Annotated in this window: 17 protein-coding genes and 2 pseudogenes; 8 read left to right on the top strand and 11 right to left on the bottom strand. The window is 71.7% G+C overall.

The genetic code is table 11. The annotated features are described in order from the left end of the window. Positions 1-35 precede the first annotated feature (35 nt). Both ABZ823_RS10565 and ABZ823_RS10570 read right to left on the bottom strand, forming a co-directional pair. Entirely contained in the window at positions 36-254 is a 219-nt protein-coding gene (locus tag ABZ823_RS10565) for a hypothetical protein (protein WP_361656625.1), read from the bottom strand. Positions 255-460: 206 nt separating this feature from the next. Beyond that, the gene (locus ABZ823_RS10570) at positions 461-673 is read right to left on the bottom strand and encodes a hypothetical protein (RefSeq protein ID WP_361656873.1); all 213 of its coding nucleotides are present in this window, start codon (positions 671-673) and stop codon (positions 461-463) included. Between the two features lie 234 nt (positions 674-907). Between ABZ823_RS10570 and ABZ823_RS10575 the strand changes: the two genes are divergently transcribed. Next, complete coding sequence (locus ABZ823_RS10575; RefSeq protein ID WP_361656627.1) at positions 908-1,300, top strand: transcriptional regulator; 393 nt, start codon at positions 908-910, stop codon at positions 1,298-1,300. 211 nt (positions 1,301-1,511) lie between these two features. Beyond that, positions 1,512-1,712, top strand: a complete 201-nt coding sequence (locus ABZ823_RS10580; RefSeq protein ID WP_361656630.1) for a hypothetical protein — start codon at positions 1,512-1,514, stop codon at positions 1,710-1,712. A gap of 259 nt (positions 1,713-1,971) precedes the next feature. On the opposite strand, the gene ABZ823_RS10585 is transcribed toward ABZ823_RS10580, so the two are convergent. Further along, positions 1,972-2,502 carry a hypothetical protein gene (locus ABZ823_RS10585; RefSeq protein ID WP_361656633.1) on the bottom strand — a complete coding sequence of 177 codons (531 nt, stop codon included), beginning with the start codon at positions 2,500-2,502 and terminating at the stop codon, positions 1,972-1,974. 238 nt (positions 2,503-2,740) lie between these two features. Here ABZ823_RS10585 and ABZ823_RS10590 point away from each other — a divergent pair, with 238 nt between their 5' ends. Both ABZ823_RS10590 and ABZ823_RS10595 read left to right on the top strand, forming a co-directional pair. Then, positions 2,741-3,241, top strand: a complete 501-nt coding sequence (locus ABZ823_RS10590) for a hypothetical protein (protein WP_361656636.1) — start codon at positions 2,741-2,743, stop codon at positions 3,239-3,241. A 259-nt stretch (positions 3,242-3,500) separates the two neighbouring features. Beyond that, the gene (locus tag ABZ823_RS10595) at positions 3,501-5,072 is read left to right on the top strand and encodes a phospholipid carrier-dependent glycosyltransferase (protein WP_361656876.1); all 1,572 of its coding nucleotides are present in this window, start codon (positions 3,501-3,503) and stop codon (positions 5,070-5,072) included. A 3-nt stretch (positions 5,073-5,075) separates the two neighbouring features. Here the strand turns inward: ABZ823_RS10595 and ABZ823_RS10600 are convergent. Further along, positions 5,076-5,329 (bottom strand): annotated as a pseudogene (locus ABZ823_RS10600) (M1 family peptidase); the annotation flags it as partial. A gap of 99 nt (positions 5,330-5,428) precedes the next feature. On the opposite strand from ABZ823_RS10600, the gene ABZ823_RS10605 reads away from it, so the two are divergent. After that, positions 5,429-6,322: a Gfo/Idh/MocA family oxidoreductase gene (locus ABZ823_RS10605; RefSeq protein WP_361656638.1), complete on the top strand. Its 894-nt coding sequence runs from the start codon at positions 5,429-5,431 to the stop codon at positions 6,320-6,322. A gap of 72 nt (positions 6,323-6,394) precedes the next feature. Further along, complete coding sequence (locus tag ABZ823_RS10610; RefSeq protein ID WP_361656640.1) at positions 6,395-7,360, top strand: ATP-dependent DNA ligase; 966 nt, start codon at positions 6,395-6,397, stop codon at positions 7,358-7,360. 76 nt (positions 7,361-7,436) lie between these two features. Here ABZ823_RS10610 and ABZ823_RS10615 read toward each other — a convergent pair whose 3' ends face one another. The 4 genes and pseudogenes from ABZ823_RS10615 to ABZ823_RS10630 all read right to left on the bottom strand — a co-directional run bounded on the left by ABZ823_RS10615 (position 7,437) and on the right by ABZ823_RS10630 (position 10,653). Continuing rightward, positions 7,437-7,808, bottom strand: coding sequence for a DUF6479 family protein (locus tag ABZ823_RS10615; RefSeq protein WP_361656643.1), 372 nt, complete (start codon positions 7,806-7,808; stop codon positions 7,437-7,439). Positions 7,809-7,953: 145 nt separating this feature from the next. After that, positions 7,954-9,264 carry an MFS transporter gene (locus ABZ823_RS10620; protein WP_361656646.1) on the bottom strand — a complete coding sequence of 437 codons (1,311 nt, stop codon included), beginning with the start codon at positions 9,262-9,264 and terminating at the stop codon, positions 7,954-7,956. 166 nt (positions 9,265-9,430) lie between these two features. Next, positions 9,431-9,680, bottom strand: a pseudogene (locus ABZ823_RS10625) (LysE family transporter); the annotation flags it as partial. Positions 9,681-9,792: 112 nt separating this feature from the next. Beyond that, complete coding sequence (locus ABZ823_RS10630) at positions 9,793-10,653, bottom strand: hypothetical protein (protein ID WP_361656649.1); 861 nt, start codon at positions 10,651-10,653, stop codon at positions 9,793-9,795. A gap of 316 nt (positions 10,654-10,969) precedes the next feature. On the opposite strand from ABZ823_RS10630, the gene ABZ823_RS10635 reads away from it, so the two are divergent. Next, positions 10,970-12,169, top strand: coding sequence for an ABC transporter substrate-binding protein (locus ABZ823_RS10635; RefSeq protein ID WP_361656652.1), 1,200 nt, complete (start codon positions 10,970-10,972; stop codon positions 12,167-12,169). A 42-nt stretch (positions 12,170-12,211) separates the two neighbouring features. Here ABZ823_RS10635 and ABZ823_RS10640 read toward each other — a convergent pair whose 3' ends face one another. Then, positions 12,212-13,699: an FGGY-family carbohydrate kinase gene (locus ABZ823_RS10640; protein WP_361656654.1), complete on the bottom strand. Its 1,488-nt coding sequence runs from the start codon at positions 13,697-13,699 to the stop codon at positions 12,212-12,214. A 339-nt stretch (positions 13,700-14,038) separates the two neighbouring features. Between ABZ823_RS10640 and ABZ823_RS10645 the strand changes: the two genes are divergently transcribed. After that, positions 14,039-14,710 carry an AIM24 family protein gene (locus tag ABZ823_RS10645; RefSeq protein WP_361656657.1) on the top strand — a complete coding sequence of 224 codons (672 nt, stop codon included), beginning with the start codon at positions 14,039-14,041 and terminating at the stop codon, positions 14,708-14,710. A 113-nt stretch (positions 14,711-14,823) separates the two neighbouring features. Here ABZ823_RS10645 and ABZ823_RS10650 read toward each other — a convergent pair whose 3' ends face one another. Both ABZ823_RS10650 and ABZ823_RS10655 read right to left on the bottom strand, forming a co-directional pair. Continuing rightward, complete coding sequence (locus tag ABZ823_RS10650) at positions 14,824-15,852, bottom strand: polyprenyl synthetase family protein (RefSeq protein ID WP_361656659.1); 1,029 nt, start codon at positions 15,850-15,852, stop codon at positions 14,824-14,826. After that, the gene (locus tag ABZ823_RS10655) at positions 15,849-16,895 is read right to left on the bottom strand and encodes a tetratricopeptide repeat protein (RefSeq protein ID WP_361656662.1); all 1,047 of its coding nucleotides are present in this window, start codon (positions 16,893-16,895) and stop codon (positions 15,849-15,851) included. The genes ABZ823_RS10650 and ABZ823_RS10655 overlap by 4 nt, the downstream gene beginning before the upstream one ends. Positions 16,896-17,114: the final 219 nt, after the last annotated feature.

The following is a 17,114-nucleotide window of genomic DNA, read 5'->3' on the forward strand; positions in this document are numbered from 1 at the left end:
CGCGGTCCGCCGAACGTGCCCTCGTCGTACGGGGGTTACTGCTTGATGGTGATCGACTGAGTGGCCTGGGACTCGGCGACCGACCATGCGGAGTGGTCGTTGAGCGCGGCCGACTCGTTGTGCGCCGAGACGTTGGCGACGTGCTTGCTGACGTTCACCGTCTTGCCGAAGCTGAACTTCAGCCGGCCCAGCGCCTCACGGCCCGGCAGCAGCTGTGCGGACTCGGCGTCCAGCTCGTGCGCGTTCATGCTCATGGCGTGTCCTTTCCGAAAGACCTTCGTTGACAGACGTGATGGGGCCGGGCGGGCTCAGGCACCGCCCGGCGAGAGGTGGTGACGTGTCGTCGCTTTGCGGAGCCAGGTGGGATACCGCCGCGGCGGGCGGAGGTGTGTGGTGATGCGTCGCCGCGGCGGTACCCGATGCCGCACGGTGCCGAGTCACCGACCCGTGCGGCACCGGATCACTGGCTGATGTTGATGGACTGGGCGGCGCCCGAGTCCGCCACCGACCACGCGGAGTGGTCGTTGAGCGCGGCCGACTCGTTGTGCGCGGAGACGTTGGCGACGTGCTTGCTGACGTTTACGGTCTTACCGAAGCTGAACTTCAGCCGGCCCAGCGCCTCACGGCCCGGCAGCAGCTCCGCGGACTCGGCGTCCAGCTCACGAGGATCCATCATGATCGATTCCCCCTCAGGGTTCGCGATGTGTTCCCGTCGGACACGGTCAGGTCCCCCCGGATCGTGTCCAACTCCGTCGGACGGACTGTCCAACGAGATTGGACACTAGGGGCCGGGACCGCTGTGACGCAAGCGGTTCGGGAGAACACCTTCCGTCACTCACCCAAGTCGCCCCTAGAATGATCCGACACGGAAGAGTTCCGCCCGGCGGCGAGCAGGAAGTGACCATCGGTGGCCAACGCACTGCAGCAGATCATCCGCGACCGGCTGGACGGCGAGCGCTGGTCGTACGGCGACGTCGCCCGCCGCGGAGGTATCCCGCGCTCCACGGTCCACCACCTGGCCACGACCGATCACATGGCCCGTATGCCCCAGCCGGCCACGCTCGAAGGGCTGGCTCTGGGCCTCGGGCTGCCCCTGCGGACCATCCGCCAGGCCGCCGCGGAGGCCTGCGGCATCCACCTCTACGCCGCGGCCGGCGAGCCCGCACCCGCCTCCGAGGCCTCCGGCGACCCCGAGGTCGACGTGCTCATCGCCAGCGTCCAGCGGCTGTCGGCCGAGGACCGCCGCCATGTCGCGGCCCTGGTCGAGTCGCTGCTCCAGCGCGACTCGGACCCTTCCTGAGCACGGGCGGCGGCAGGCGGAGCGGACCCGTACCCCAGCGGCCACTTCCGCAAAAGAAGCCACTCCCGCACAAACACCCATGATCCGCCGCTAGTCTCTCCTCCTGCCCGGGACCCGTGAGCCGAACGCCCCGGGCTCACTGGGGGGAACTTTGCTCTTCGTACACGGCGGCCCCACCACCGCCATCGTCAAAGGGCCGACGGGAGAATCCGTGGTCCTGCTCGCCGGCGAGTTGCCGGCTGACCTGACCGACGCCGCCATCGGTGAACTGCTCGACCTCGCCGCGGCCGTGCTGAGCGAGGAGGAGCTCGCGCTGTTCGACCAGTGCCTCGCCATGCTCCGCCGCGGCGAGGGCCCCACTCCGCAGCGCATCGAGGTGAACGGCGCCGTGCTCACCGTCTACCGCGAGTGACCGAGGGCGACCGTCGGGCGCGGGGATGACCTCGTACGCGATTCCGGGCGTCAGGAGAGTGGCTAGACGTCCCGGAGCAGGGCACCATCACGACCATGGGAAAGACCGCACCGCCGCACCACCGCCCCGTCCTCCGGGGAGCGCCATGAGCCCGGCCCGTATCCCCGGCCTGATCGTGCCGCTCGCCCTCCTGTTCGCCCTCCTGGCCGGTGCCGTGTGGTACTGGCGCCATCGTGGCGACTAGGGGGCTTGGTCTGGATCAGCCCGGTCCTCGTTCCGCCTGCTCACGCAGGAACGTGCTGATCTGTCCGGCGAGGGTCTCCGACACACCCTCGGGACGGGTGCCCGTTCCGGGCATGCCGTCCGGTGCGTTCAGGTCGCCGGACCACAGATACCGCTCGGCCCACTCGTCGCCCGCTTTCAGCTGCACCTGGATGTCGACGAGCGTCAGGCAGGACTCCGGGGCGGCCGCGTACAGCAGCGCCGTCGCGCGGCGCAGCGGATAGAGATCGAAGCCCTCGATGAATTGTGAGTTGCGCCAGTCGAGGAACGCGCTCTCGCCGTCGGGGCCGGTGCGGATGTCGAGTTGGCCGTCTTCGAGGTGGATGCCGACGACGTCCCCTCCACGGTTTTCGACGGTCACCCGGAAGCGGAAATACGTCAGACCCTCGGCGGACTCGTCCCGCCCGCGCGGCGGCTCCGCCTTTTCCAGGCGGTGTACGCGGATACGCAGACCGGCGTGCTCGTCCGAGCATTCCAGCCAGTCGCCGATCACATGGGGCTCGCGCACAGTCCACCTCTCCACTTCCGCGCCATGTTTCCTATCCGCGCGCGCAACAAAGTGTCAAATGCGGCGAACACCGCGTGGCCAGCGTGTTTGCCTCTCTTGATCACCGATCAAGCCGTGCGCAGCACGGATCGCCCGAAGTGGCCGTGAGGGACGAGCGCGCACGTGTCGCACATCACGCCCGCGGCCGGCCGGAACCGGGTTCCCCCGGGGCACAGCGGCGGCTGGCACACTGCACGCCATGGCCCCGATCACGCCCGCCCGTGCACTGCGCCTGCTCGTCACCGGGCTGGTCTGTCTGACGACCGCGTGCGGCGCCCTCATCGGCGCGCTCTTCGGTGGGGCCCGGACCGCCCTGGCCGCCGCGGCGTGCGCCGGTGCGGCGACCGCGCTCGGCGCGTTCTTCCTCCGCCGACGGGCGCTGGCGCACTTCGCCGCGGCCCGGCGGCAGGCCGGTGTACGCGGCTACTCCGAAGGCATCGCCCACGGAGTGCTCCTGCACGTCGCCGCGTACGAGGCCGCGGTCTTCCCGCGCACGGGGCCGACGGGGGTCACCGCCGAGGAGCGGGCGGCGCGTCGCGCGGTCGCCTATCGGATGGCCGCGCTCGACGAAGTGCCCCGGCTGGTGCGGGAGGCCGCGGCCGACGCCCTCGCCGCGCTCGACGTGGCCGACCCTGCCCGGGCGGAGGAGGCCCTCGCCCACCTCGCGTCCACTGTTCGGCAGGAGTACGCCCGCCCCTGAACTGCCCGGCAACCGCGCTGTGGTCCCTTCCCTTTCCGGTTCGGGCGAAGCCGATCGCGACCGCGTCGCCCGTTGAGCAAGCTCCTACCGTGCCGACGTAGCAAAGGACATGACGACGTATGAACCGCGGGCGCTCCTCACGGCCGGCGACCCGCGCACCTCGGCTCCCGGTGCGGCGCCGGCCGATGGGCGGCAGGGCGGGAGCCGCCGGGAGCGGCTGCGGCGCCACCGGCGGCCGCTTCTCGCGCTGCTGGTGGTCATGCTGCTGGCGCAGATGGCCGTCGCGATGGTCAGCACCGCCGTGCGGCAGACGCCCACCATCGACGAACCCGTGTACGTGGGCACGGCGGTGGTGTACGTCCGTGAGCACAGCCTGCGGTTCAACCCGGAGCATCCGCCGCTCGGCAAGCTGATCGTCGCGAGTGGCACGGTGTTCGCGCATCCGCGCCTGGAGCCCGGATTCCGCGGCGATCAAGGGCGGTTGGGGCGGCGGCTGCTGTACGAGTCCGGCAACGACCCGTGGCGGGTGATGTTCTGGGCCCGGCTGCCGGTGATGGTGGTGACCTTGCTGTTCGGACTGGTTATCTTCGGATTCGCGTGCGATCTCGTGGGAGGGCTGGGCGGACTTGCGGCGCTCGCCCTGTACACCTTCTCCCCCGATCTGATCACGAACGGCTCTCTGGCCACCCTGGACGTGCCCGCCGCGGGGTTCGTGGTGACCGCGGTGTGGATGCTGTGGAGGGCACGGCGGCGGCCGCTGCCGTATCTGCCCCTCGCGGGTGTGGCGGCGGGCGCCGCCGTCGCCACGAAGATGAGCACCCTGCCCGCGATCCCCGTCCTGCTGGCGCTGGCCGCCTGGTCGTACTGGCGGGCGACGGGAGGTACCGCTTCCCGGTGGCGGCGCGCGGCGCATGCCCTGGCGGCGGCCACCGGTGTCGCACTGATCCTGGTGGGAGTCGTGTGGGCCGCGTATCTGGCCGTGGACCCCCGGCTGCGGTGGACGCCACCCGCGCACGTACCGACGGTGCACGGTCCGCGGGCCCTGCTGATCGACTGGCTGCCGTTCCCCGACGCGTACCGCGACGGGATGCGGATCCAGTTCGGCTTCGAGAACGCGCGGTGGCACGGCTATCTGTTCGGACGCCTCTACACCGGCTCCCTGTGGTACTACCTGCCGGCCGCGCTGCTGGTGAAGACGCCGCTCGGCATGCTGGCGCTGTGGCTCGCCGGCACCGGGACCATGGCGGCGGTGCCCCCGCTGCGGGCCGCCGTGCCGTATGTGCTGGTGGTACCGGCGGTGCTGCTGACGGCGGCCATGCAGGGCTCGCGCGACCTGGGGGTGCGCTACGCCCTGTTCGTGCCGGTGTTCCTGGCCGTCGCGGCCGCCTGTGTGCTCGCCCTGCGGCGGCGGTGGGCGTACGCCGCGGCGGCGCTGCTGGTGGTGTTCGTCGCGGTCAGTTCGCTGCGGGCCTACCCGTACTATCTGCCGTACTCCAATGAGGCGTTCGGCGGTCCCGCGAAGACCCGTCTGAGGCTCCACGACTCCAACGTCGACTGGGGCCAGGACCTCGGGCGGCTCGCGGACCGGCTGCGCGAGCGCTACCCGCGGGAACGGGACGTCTGGCTCGTCTACAAGGGCAGCGGTGTGCCCTCCTGGTACGGCATCCACGGGCGCGACCCGCTGAAGGTGCCGCCGGGCCGCGTGCACGGGCTGCTCGTCGTGTCCGACACGTCGATCGCCAAGGCCCAGGGCCGGCTGAAGCGGCTGATCCGTGGCAGCAGGGCGATCGACGACGTCGGTCACTCGATCACGATCTTCCGGCGGCCCTGAGTCAGGGGTGGAGGGCTTGCCCGCCGTGCCGATCCGGGTGCGGAACAGCTTTTTTCGCCGAGGTCCTTGCCCGACAGCCGCCGCGAGAGACGGACGAACTGGGCCGTGGTCCCGTGCCCGCCGAGGTGTTCGGCCGCCCAGGCGCGCAGGAAGCGGGGGAAGACCGTGTCGCCGACGGTCGTGCGCAGCCGGTGCAGGGCCATGGCGCCCCGGGCGCGGACAGGCGTGTCGAACAGATGGGCCCCGCTGCCCGGATCGGCGGCTCTGTCGGGTCAAGTTCCTTCCCCTCGAGCCCGTTGACCGGACCGGGAGCGCGGATCTGTTCAAGGCCGTGGAGAGGTGATGGAGTTCGTTCCATGACAGATCAGTTGCCACCGTGGACCGCGGAACCTGTGAGGGTGGGGCTCGTCGGGGCGGGCCCCTGGGCACGCGCCGTGCACGCGCGGGTGCTCGCGGCCGGGCCCGAGACCCGTCTGACGGCGGTGTGGGCGCGCCGCGAGGAGGCGGCCCGGGAGACCGCGGCCCCGTACGGCGCGAAGGCCACCACCCGGTTCGAGGAACTCCTTGACGCTTGCGAGGCGGTGGCCTTCTCGGTGCCTCCGGCCGTCCAGGCCGAACTGGCCGCGCAAGCCGCGCGGGCGGGCAGGGCCCTGCTGCTGGAGAAGCCACTCGGGCAGGATCTGTCCCCGGCACGGCGGCTCGCCGACGCGGTCGAGGAGGCGGGCGTCGTCTCCCAGCTCGTCCTGTCCAACCGCTACCATCCCGCGGCCCGCCGGTTCCTGGCCGCCGCACGGGAGACGCAGATCTCCGGCGCGCGCTCCCACGGGCTGAGCGGCGCCTTCCTCGGCGGGGACTTCGCGACCCCGTGGCGACTGGAGCACGGCGCGCTGCTCGACGTGGGGCCGCATCTGCTCGACCTGCTGGACGCGGCGGTCGGTCCCGTCGCCCGGGTACGCGGCACCGGGGATCCCCGCCGCTGGATCGAGCTCACGTGCGAGCACACCACCGGGGCGATCAGCCAGTGCTCGCTGTCGGGCTCGGTGAACGTGACGCAGGGCGGCACCCGCGTCGAGCTCTTCGGACCGCGGCCTCCCCTGGTGTACGACACCGAGGGGCTCGACTACGAGGAGGCCTGGCCGGTGCTGCGCCACGAGTTCGCCACGGCCGTACGCACCGGGGTGTCCGGCGGGCTGGACGCCCGGCGGGGGCTGCGGCTGCAGGAGCTGATCGCTCAGGCCGCACAGGGATAGCCCGGGCGCCGTTCAGGGGAAAATGCCGGGCCGGGGCGCGTGGCTGCGCCCGGCGGCGTCCAGAACTGACCCGTGAGACTTCCGCTGATCGCCCCCATGCTCGCCACTCCCGGCTCACTGCCGCCCGCCCGCCAGGACGACCAATGGGCGTACGAGACCAAACAGGACGGGCAGCGGGCGGTGGTGTATCTGCCCGGCGACGGCAGCCTGGAACTGCGCGCCCGGTCGGGGGAGGTCATCACGGGGGCGTATCCGGAGCTGCGTCCGCTGGGGGGCGTCCTGGGCGCGACGCCCGCCGTGCTGGACGGGGAGGTGGTGGCCCCGGACGAGCGGGGACGGGGGGACTTCCAGAGGTTGCAGTCCCGCATGGGACTGGCCCACGCCCCGGCGCTCGCGGCGCGCCGCGCGGCACAGACCCCCGTGCACCTGGTGCTGTTCGACGTGATGTTCCTGCGGGGCGACCTGACCAAGCTGCCCTACACGCGACGGCGTCAGGAGCTGGAGGCGCTCGCGCTGGCCGGGCCGCACTGGTCGACGCCGGGCGTGATCGTGGGGCACGGCGCCCAGGCCCTCGAGGCGACCCGGGAAACCGGTCTGGAGGGGCTGGTGTGCAAGCGGCTGGACTCGGTGTACGAGCCGGGGGTGCGGTCCCGGTCCTGGATCAAGATCCGCAACGTACGGGCCGTGGACGTGATCGTCGGCGGCTGGCTGCCCGGCCAGGGCCGGCTGTCGGGCCTGCCCGGGGCGCTGCTGGTGGGGCAGCGGGAGGCGGGGCGGCTGCGCTATGTGGGCCGGGTGGGGACGGGCTGGAGCGAGGCGGAGCGGGCGGAACTCGCCCGGATGCTTCAGGCCGTGGAGTCGCGGGTGTGCCCCTTCGACCGGGACCCCCGGGTGCCGGGTGCCCGCTGGGTGCTGCCGAGGCTCGTGGGCGAGGTCCGCTACAGCACCCGCACCCGGTCCGGTCTGCTCAGACAGCCGTCATGGCTGCGGATGCGCCCGGATCTGACGCCGGAGGAGTCGGCGGCCGATCTGCCGTGACGGGCGCACGTCACGGCACCGCGTGCCGGGCGCGGTGCCGGAGGGCTGTGTCCGTGCCGGGGCGCTGGTCGGCGGCTCAGACGTGGCCCGGGCCGCCGCTGCCGAACGCCCCGCTGGAACCGGGGAGCCAGCGCTTGCGGTTCTGGTCGTCGCAGCGTTTGCTCGCCGCGTGGTGGAGCTGGTACGGCATGAGCCGTTCGCTCTCCTGACCGGCGTGCGGTACCTCTTCGGGCTCGCGCGCCTCCCGCTCCTCCAGGACCGGGCCGCCGTCGGGCAGGTGGGGCTGCTCCTCGGGGCGGGGCGGTTCCGGCTCCCGGTCCCGTACGGACATGCCCATCCGCACGGCCCAGATCAGTGCTCCGGAGACGACCATGCCGCCGAGGAAGGCGGCGAACACGTTGACCTGTTCCTGCGTCACGGCCAGCAGTACATAATTCACCGTATTCATGACTTGACCATACTCCGGCCGAATAGGAATCGCCCCCCGGGAATTTCCCGGGAAAACGCCGGGAAAGCCCCGGGATATTCGGATGCCGTGCGGTCGGGGATTATCGGGTTCGCGGGTCCTGGTCGATACCGGGACGGAGCGCCGGTCAGATCCGGTATTCGCGCAGGGCCGGTGTCGCGAGGGCGAGGCCGAGGGTGGCCAGTACGACCAGGAGGCCACCGCCCGCGATGGCCGTGCGGACGCCGACGGCCGAGCCGACCGTACCGTGCAGGACGTCCGCGAGACGCGGGCCCCCCGCGACGACGACCGTGAACACCCCCTGCATCCGGCCGCGCATCTCGTCGGTCGCGGCCGACAGCAGGATGGCGCCGCGGAAGACCATGGAGACCATGTCGGCCACTCCGGCGGCCGCCAGGAACGCCACGGCCACCCAGAGGTTGGTGGTCAGTCCCAGCCCTGTGACGGCAACGCCCCAGGCGATCACCGCAGCGATGACCATGAGCCCGTGGCGGCGGGCGCGGGAGAACGTACCGGACACGAGACCGCCCAGCACCGCCCCGACCGGAATGGCAGCGAACAGCAGTCCGAGCGCGAGGCCTTCACCGTAGGACGCGTAGGTGCGGGCGGCGAGCTGCGGAAACAGCGCCCGGGGCATGCCCAGCACCATGGCGATGATGTCGGCGAGGAAGGACAGCAGCAGCACCTTGTGCAGCGAGAGGTAGCGGAAGCCCTCTGCTATCGACTGCCAGCCGGCGCGGTTCTTCGCCGCCGCCGTCAGGGGCGGCAGAGCGGGCAGCCGTACCACGGCCCACACGGTGACGCAGAGGGCCATGGCGTCGATCAGATAGAGCTCGGACAGGCCGATCACGGGGATCAGGACGCCCGCCAGGAGGGGGCCCGCCACCAGACCGGTCTGCATGACGGTGGAGCTGAGGGCGTTCGCCGCGGGGAGTTCGTCCGCCGGGACCAGGCGGGCGATGGAGGCGTTGCGGGCTGGGGAGTTGAGGCCGAAGAAGGCCTGCTGGAGGGCGAGCAGCACCATGAGCACGAAGACCGAGTCCAGACCGATGGCGGCCTGCACCCAGAAGAGCACGGATGTGACCGCCAGGCCGGAGTTGGTGAGCAGAAGGAGTGTGCGGCGGTCCATGCTGTCGGCGATCGCACCGCCCCACAGGCCGAACAGGGCGAGCGGCAGGAGACCCGCGAGACTGGCGTAGCCCACCCACGCCGAGGAGCCAGTGATGTCGTAGATCTGCTTGGGTACGGCGACTGCGGTGAGCTGGCTGCCGACGGCCGTGACGATCGTCGAGGACCACAGGCGGCGGTAGGCGGGGCGGCGCAGCGGCCGGGTGTCCATCGCCCATCGGCGCCAGCCCCGGCCCTTCGCTCCCGCCCCGTCCTGCCCGTCGCCCTGCGCCGCTGTTCCGTTGTCGGTGGTGCTCTCGCTCGTGTCCACGGACGTCCTAGCTGCCTCGTACACCTTTTGATTCCCGGTTCACTATCACCGATGGTTCGGCGTCCTCCGCAGGCGGGCCCCCCGGGCCGGGCTCGGGTTCGGGTTCCGGTCCGGGTTCTCGTTCAGGTTCGGGTTCGGGTTCTCGTTCGGGTTCGAGCTCAGGCTCGCTGGCGAGGGCCGCGCCGAGGCCGACGGTCCAGCGCAGCGGTCCTTGGCCGGCGGCGAGGGAGCCGAGCAGGAAGACGGTGTCGAGGTAGACGTGCGGGTCGAGCCAGGTTGTCGCGAGGCAGGTGAGCACGGCTCGCCTGGGGAGCGCTCGGCGTCACCCTCCAGTCGCATGGCCGGGGGCCGTAGGGTGCGGCGGGCGGCCAGGGCTCCATAGACCAGCAGGAACCGCCACCGATCAGGCCGACCGCGGTCAGCGCTCCGCGGCGGTGGCGGAGGTGGTCGAGGCGACGGCCGCGGACACGCTCGGCACGGCGCCACGCGCGTGACCCGTCGGCGAGGGGGCCGCGGCCCGCGCTCGGGTCAGTCCTCCGCTACGACGAGTACGAGCGGGATGCCGTCGCAGGGGACGAGCCGCAGACCCTCGTGGCGGCCCGGCCGCGCCTCGGTGAACAGTGTGCCGAAGTCGGGGCCCTTGGTGAGTGAGCCGACCAGGTGCGCCGGGTCGGCCGAGGCCGCCACCCGGCCGCGGGCGTTGACCAGGTGCGCGGGCCCGGGCAGCTGCTGGAGCAGCGGCATCACGGCCGCCTCGAAGTGCCTCAGGTAGACGTCGGCCGCGGCGACCCCGGTGAACCGGCCCGCCACGTGTACCGGTGCGGACAGCGTCAGGCTGTACTCGTCGGAGCAGAGGTAGTCGACGTACGGTCCGGCGACGGCACGACGGCCGGTGTCGCGGGGCAGAGTGAACCAGTCCCAGTGCGTGTAGTCGGAGTACGCGGACTGCCGTGGGTCGAGGTCCAGCAGCAGCGGCCGCACGGCCCCGTCGGAGCCGGTCTGCCACCACTCCAGCCAGGCCGGTGCGTCGCCGAGCAGCCCCGGCACCGTCACGAAGCCGACGCCGGAGACCAGTGCCTGCCGGGCGAGGTCCCGTTGGAGGCCGGGGCGCAGCGCGGCGAGGTCGGCGGTCACCGGGGAGCGGCCCTGGGCGGCGATCCGGGTCAGCAGGTCCGTGGTGTCGGCCCGGACCCGGGCGACGGTGTCGAAGACGGCTTCCAGGGTGCGGCGCACCCGGGCCGCCACGCCCGCCTCCGTGGGCGCGTCGAGCGTCGCCGTGGCCGCACCCGTGTGACGGCCGCCGTCTCTCACGGTGGGACCGGGGCCCGTCGGAACGGCCTGGGGTACGAGGCACGGCGAGGAGCCGGGCTGCTGCGGGAAGTCGGACATGAACGCGACGGTATACGCCCGGTTCGCTTCACCGCATCTTGACTCTCCGTCAACTTACCTTGCACAGAGGGAAGTTGATCGGATTAGCGACACTCCATAAGGTGTTGGCCACCCCGTCCCCCAACGGGGCCGACCTGTCCTGCCGACGGACTCCGGGCCCATGAACGGCCTGGTCCCGACGCCGGATGCGGTGCACGGCCGTACCGGCTGTGCCCTTCGTTCGCGTCGCATCCTGCTTGCCCCATGCACCGACCGCCACCCGCCGCCGCACATCCGCCCCCGATCCCCCCCACTTCCCCACACCGTGGAGATTTCCGTGCGTCTGAAAAGATCCATCAAAACGACGGCCGCCGCCTGCGCACTGCTGCTCGTCAGCGGCTGCGGGCTGTTCGCGAAGTCGAGCGCGTCCTCCTCGGCGGGCTTCAACCCGCCGGACCTCAAGGCGAAGTCGAAACTGGGCCCCACGGAGGGTCAGGTGAACCTGATCGCCTGGGCCGGTTACGTGGAGGACGGTTCCACGGACCCGAAGGCCGACTGGGTCACCCCCTTCGAGAAGCAGACCGGCTGCCAGGTCCACACCAAGGTGGCGGCCAGTTCGGACGAGATGGTCAAACTGATGAAGACGGGCGCCTACGACGCCGTGTCCGCCTCGGGTGACGCCTCTCTCAGGCTCATAGCCTCCGGTGACGCCGCGCCGGTGAACACGGACCTGGTGCCCAACTACCAGGACGTCTTCTTCGGGCTGAAGAACCAGAGCTGGAACTCCGTCAACGGCACGGCCTACGGAATCCCTCACGGCCGGGGCGCCAATCTGCTGATGTACAACACGCGTGAGGTCTCACCCGCGCCGACGTCCTGGTCCGCGGTGTTCGACGACGCATCCCGGTACAAGGGTCACCTCACGGCGTACGACTCGCCGATCTACATCGCGGACGCGGCCCTGTATCTGCGTGAGACCCGGCCGGGGCTGCACATCGAGAATCCGTACGCGCTCGACCAGAAACAGTTCGACGAGGCCGTCGCCCTGCTGAAGAAGCAGCGTCCCGACGTCGGTGAGTACTGGAACGACTACCTCAAGGAGATCGCCGCCTTCAAGAGCGGCGACTCGGTCATCGGCACCACCTGGCAGGTCATCGCCAACCTCGCGCAGAGCGAGGGCGTCAAGGTCAAGGCGGTCCTTCCGGAGGAGGGCGCCACCGGGTGGTCCGACACCTGGATGCTGTCCGCCAAGGCGAAGCACCCCAACTGCGCCTACAAGTGGATGGACTGGATCATCTCCCCCAAGGTCAACGCGGAGGTCGGCGAGTACTACGGCGAGGCGCCCGCCAACATCAAGTCCTGCGACCACACCAGCGACCCGGCGTTCTGCGACACCTTCCACGCCACCGACGAGAGCTACTGGAAGGACATCGCGTTCTGGACGACCCCGATCGAGCAGTGCCTCGACGGGCGGACGAACGTCAAGTGCGTGCCCTACTCCCGGTGGGTGCAGGCCTGGACCGAGATCAAGGGCTGAGCCGGTCCCACGGGTGAGGCCCGCCGTAGCGCGCGGCGGGCCTCACCCGTGGGAAGCGTCGGCGGTGGCGCGCTGACGGCGGGCCAGGGCGTGGCCGATGTCGCGGGTCGCCGGGTACAGCCGCAGATAGAGGTCGTAGAGACCGTCGTAGCGGGACCGCCTGGCGGCATCCGGCAGGATGCGCTCGCGCACGGGGTTCCAGAAGTCGATGTCGGCGTCGCCGACCGCGTTCGCGGCCAGGAACGCCGCCCCGTAGGCAGCACCGAGGGTCACGGTCCTGATCTCCTGTTCCAGTCCTGTGGCGTCGGAGACGATACGGGTCCACAGACCGCCCCGGGTGCCCCCGCCCACCGCGACGACCCTGCGGATGTCGGCGCCGGCCGCGCGCATCGCCTCGACGTTGTGCCGCACCCCGAAGGCGGTGGCCTCCAGCGCGGCGCGGTACAGGTCGCCCCGGGTGTGCTCCACGGTCAGCCCGGCGATGACCCCCCGGGCGTCCGGGTCGGCGACCGGGGTCCGCTCCCCCGCGAAGTAGGGCAGCATCACAAGGCCTTTGGCGCCGACCCCGGACGCCTCGGCCTCGGCGAGAAGCACGCCGGGGTCGAAGACACCGAGCAGTTCCCGTAGCCAGTCGGTGATCGCCCCGGAGGTGGCCATGCCGCCGGCGAGGCTGCGGGTGCCGGGCAACGCGCCGACCGTGCTCCACAGTTGCGGCACGAGAAGCCGCTCCGCCACGGTGTTGATCAGGAACATGGTGCTGCCATACATGAGCATCAGGTCTCCGGTGTGCTGGGCGCCGACGCTCAGCGCCTCCGCCCAGGCGTCGATGGTGCCGGTGACGACCGGGATGCCGGCGGTCAGTCCGGTTACGGCTGCCGCGTCGGCGGTGACCCGCCCGGCGATCTCACCGGGCCAGCGCAGGGGCGGGAGTTCGAGGTCCGGCGCGATACGGCGCGCCCAGGGTCGGTACCACTCCTGGGCGGTGGAGTCGTACAGCGGTACGGACTGGCTCGCCGAGTGGTGGTCGAGGACATAGGCGCCGGTGAGCCGGTTCACCAGGAAGGAGCTGGGCATGTACAGTCGCCGGGCGCGGGCGCTGATGCCCGGGCGGTGCTCCGCGAGCCACACGATCTTGGGGCCCACCGCCTGCGTGGACAGCAGGGATCCGCAGCGCTGAAGGACGGCGTCGGAGCCGAATTCGGCGTCGAGCCGCGCGATCTGGGCGGTGGCGCGGGTGTCGACGCCGTACAGGATGGCCGGGTGCAGCGGCGTGTCGTGCTCGTCGGCCAGGGCCACACACGGGCCCATGCCGCTGACGCCGACCGCCTCGACGGTGGTGCCGGGCCGCACCAGCTCGCGGGCGAGTGAGGCGAACTCCTCCCACCAGACGGCCGCGTCCATCTCGACATGGCCCGGCCTCGGCCGGCTGACCGCATGGGGTCGTACCGCCGTGGCGAGAACCGTCCCGTCCGCGTCGACCAGCACACCCTTGCTGCTGGACGTACCGATGTCGACCCCGAGCACCGTCATGCGCCCACCGTCCTCCGCCTCGAGACTCCCGGGACATCGTTCCCCTCTTGCGGGACGCTCACTGGCCGAAAGGGGGAAGTCGGTGCGGCCCGGGCCGAGCGGGCGGTTCAGCGGGCGAGGGATGTCGCGTCGCCAGGGGGAGGCGGTCAGGACGGCCGCTGGTGCACGTATTGCTGTGATCATGCGTTCGACTCGGGCTCATGGATGTGGGAAATTCGTCAGGCTGGCGCACGCTGCTCGGGCGGTGGGCCGAGTACCCCGGGGAACGCGTCGACTTGTTGCCGTTTCAGAACATCCCCGGCCTTGGCGGAGCCTGATCTTCCGGGCCACCATGCGCCCATGAAGGGTGATCTCTTTTCCAGCGACCACATGGTGCAGCCGGCCGCCGGGCCGGGCATGTCCGTGCAGAACGCCAAGTCCATCCGGTACGTCGTGAACGGCGAGATGCTCGCGCGGCAGGGCGCGATGGTCGCCTACCGCGGGAACCTCCAGTTCGAGCGCAAGGGCCAGGGCGTGGGCGGGATGCTCAAGCGGGCGGTCACCGGTGAGGGGCTGCCGCTGATGGCCGTGCGCGGCCAGGGCGAGGCCTGGTTCGCGCACGAGGCGCAGAACTGCTTCATCGTGGATGTCGAGCAGGGTGACGAGTTCACCGTCAACGGGCGCAACGTCCTGTGCTTCGACGCGACACTGGCGTACCGGATCCAGACCGTGAAGGGTGCGGGCATCGCGGGCGGCGGCCTGTTCAACAGCGTGTTCACCGGGCACGGCAGGCTGGGACTGGTCTGCGAGGGCAATCCGCTCGTCATCCCGGTCTCGCCGCAGCAGCCGGTCTTCGTGGACACCGACGCCGTGGTGGGCTGGACGGCACGGCTGCACACCTCGCTGCACCGGTCGCAGTCCATCGGGTCGATGCTGCGCGGAGGTTCGGGGGAAGCCGTCCAGCTGAAGCTGGAGGGCGAGGGCTATGTGGTGGTGCGGCCCAGCGAGGTGACCCCGCAGAAGGAGCACTGACCTCGGGGCCCCGCCGCGTGGCTTCTTGAACGTGCGGCCGTCGCCGTACGGCATGCGGCCCGATGGCGCCCGGCCTCCGGTCCCCGCGCGGCGGCGACCGGAGGTGAGAGGGCTCAGACGGTGCGCCGGGTCAGGGCCGACAGCAGGCCGCGCACATCCGCGGCAGCGCGCGGGGAGGACGGCACCGAGTCCAGGAGGGCGTCCGCCAAGGCGAGTTGACGACGGGTCTCGCGCAGGGCGGCCGCACGGCCGCCGGACCGCGCCACGAGGTCGGCGGCACGCTCCGCCGCATCGCCGGCGGTGAGCAGTTCGGCGAGCTCGGGGCCGTGCGAGCCGCCGAGTGCGGCGAGGACCGGGAAGGTCTTCTTCCCCTCCCGCAGATCGCCGTGGACGGGTTTGCCGGTGATCTCGGGATCGCCCCAGATGCCCAGCAGGTCGTCGACGATCTGGAACGCCACGCCGAGGTGGCGGCCGACCCGGTCGAGGGCGGCCGCCGTGCCGTCGCTCGCCCCGCCGAGGTGGGCACCCAGAGCGAGGGCACAGCCGAGCAGCGCTCCCGTCTTGCGCTCGGCCATCGCCTCGTACTCCTGAATGGTCACGGCCTCGGGGCCGGTCCAGGGGCGGCGGGCGAAGAGCAGGTCGTCGGCCTGACCGTGGACGAGATCGCCGAGGGCACCGGTGAGCCGGCGTACGGCCGACGGGACGGTGCTCAGCGTCTCCACGCCGAGGGCGAAGAGCGCGTCGCCCGCGAGGACGGCCGGGCCGGTGCCGTACGCCTTCCACAGCGCGGGGCGGCCCCGGCGCAGGGCGTCGCCGTCCATGATGTCGTCGTGCACCAGGGAGAAGGCGTGCACGAGTTCGACGGCCACGGCGGCCGGTACGCCGGTGTCGGCGGGCGCGCCGGCCAGTTCGGCACCGAGCAGGGCGAGTGCCTGGCGCACCCCCTTGCCTCCTCGGGGGCCGGTGTCCGCCCCGTGGCGGCCGAGCGCGTACCCGGCCATCTCGGCGACCCAGGGGTGCAGGGTGGCGACGGCGTCCGAGAGGGCGGGGGCGACCAGCTCACGAGCCCGGTCGAGGATCCGCCCGGCCGCGAGGTGCTCCCCCGGGCGGCCGAGGAGGGCGTCGGTGGCCGGGGCGGTCATCGTCCGGTTCCTTCCGGGGAGGCGAGGCCGAGTTCCTCGTAGGCCCGCAGGACCATCGCACGGCCGTGCCGCAGTCCGATCCCGTCCAGGTTCCGCGCGAGCCCGTGGAGGTCGTCGGCCGTCTCGGCGCGGTCACGGCCCAGGCGGGCCAGCGACTTGACGAGTCCCAGGCGGGCGAGGGCGGTCCCGCGCGGCTCGTCCATGCCCTCGAACTCGGCCAGCGCCCGGGCGTAGACGTCGCGCGCCTCCTCGTAGCGCCCCGCGCGGTAGAGGACGTTGCCGCGCATCTTGTGGTTGTAGGCGAGCGCGCCCGCCAGGTTCATCTCCCGGCAGGTCGTCTCCGCCTCACCGAGCAGTTCCAGGGCCCGCTCCGTGTCGCCGTCCCGGACGGACAGGATGTCGGCGAGACCGCGCAGCGCCCAGGCGTGACCACGGCGGTCGTCGGCGCGGGCGGCGATCTCGGCCGCCTCCTCGAACATGGCGTAGGCGGTGTCGTACGCCCCGGTGTTGCGGTGTATCTGCGCGATGCCCTCGAGCGCCCACACGGTGTGGCGCGCCTCGCCGCGGCGGCGGGCCTCGGCCAGGAGCTGCTCGTGCAGGGCGGTCACGGCGTCGTAGTCGCCCTGGATGCGACCGGTCTCAGCCATTCCCGCGAGCGAATATCCGCGCACGACGACATCGCCGGCCCGCTCGCCGAGGTCGGCGGCGAGCCGCAGCAGCCGCCACGCCAGGGGCAGGGCGCCTCGCTGCCGGGCCAGGGTGCCGCCGCTCCACAGGGCCCAGGCCATCGCCGCGGTGTCACCGGCCTCCCTGGCGGTGCGGTAGCTCGCCTTCCAGGCCCGGTCGGCGTCGGCGACCTGGCCGAGCCGGCGGTGCGCCTCGGCGACCGCTAGACCGGAGCGGGCGGCCTCCTGCCGAGACCCGGCACGCTCGGCGGCCCGCAACTGCTCGGTGCCCGCGGCCAGGACGTCCGTGAGCGAGGAGTTTACGGACAGGGAGGTCAGAGCGCCCTGGTACTCCGGGGCGAAGGCCTTGCCGTACATGAGTGCCTTTCGGTCTGCCGTCGGCCCGGTGCCTTGGCACACGGTCGACGGGTGCTGGCTTTCAGCGGCGGCGGTCACAGCGAGGACCCGACGCTCCACTCCGCGTATACACGGCATGTATACGCGACATGTATACGCAATGGGTATACATGGAGCGCATAGAGATCCGGACACCCGCCCGGGGACCCCTTCGGTGATCGACCGCGCCACCGCCCGTTG

Source organism: Streptomyces sp. NPDC047079 (genome assembly GCF_040643755.1).
Taxonomy (GTDB): Bacteria; Actinomycetota; Actinomycetes; order Streptomycetales; family Streptomycetaceae; genus Streptomyces.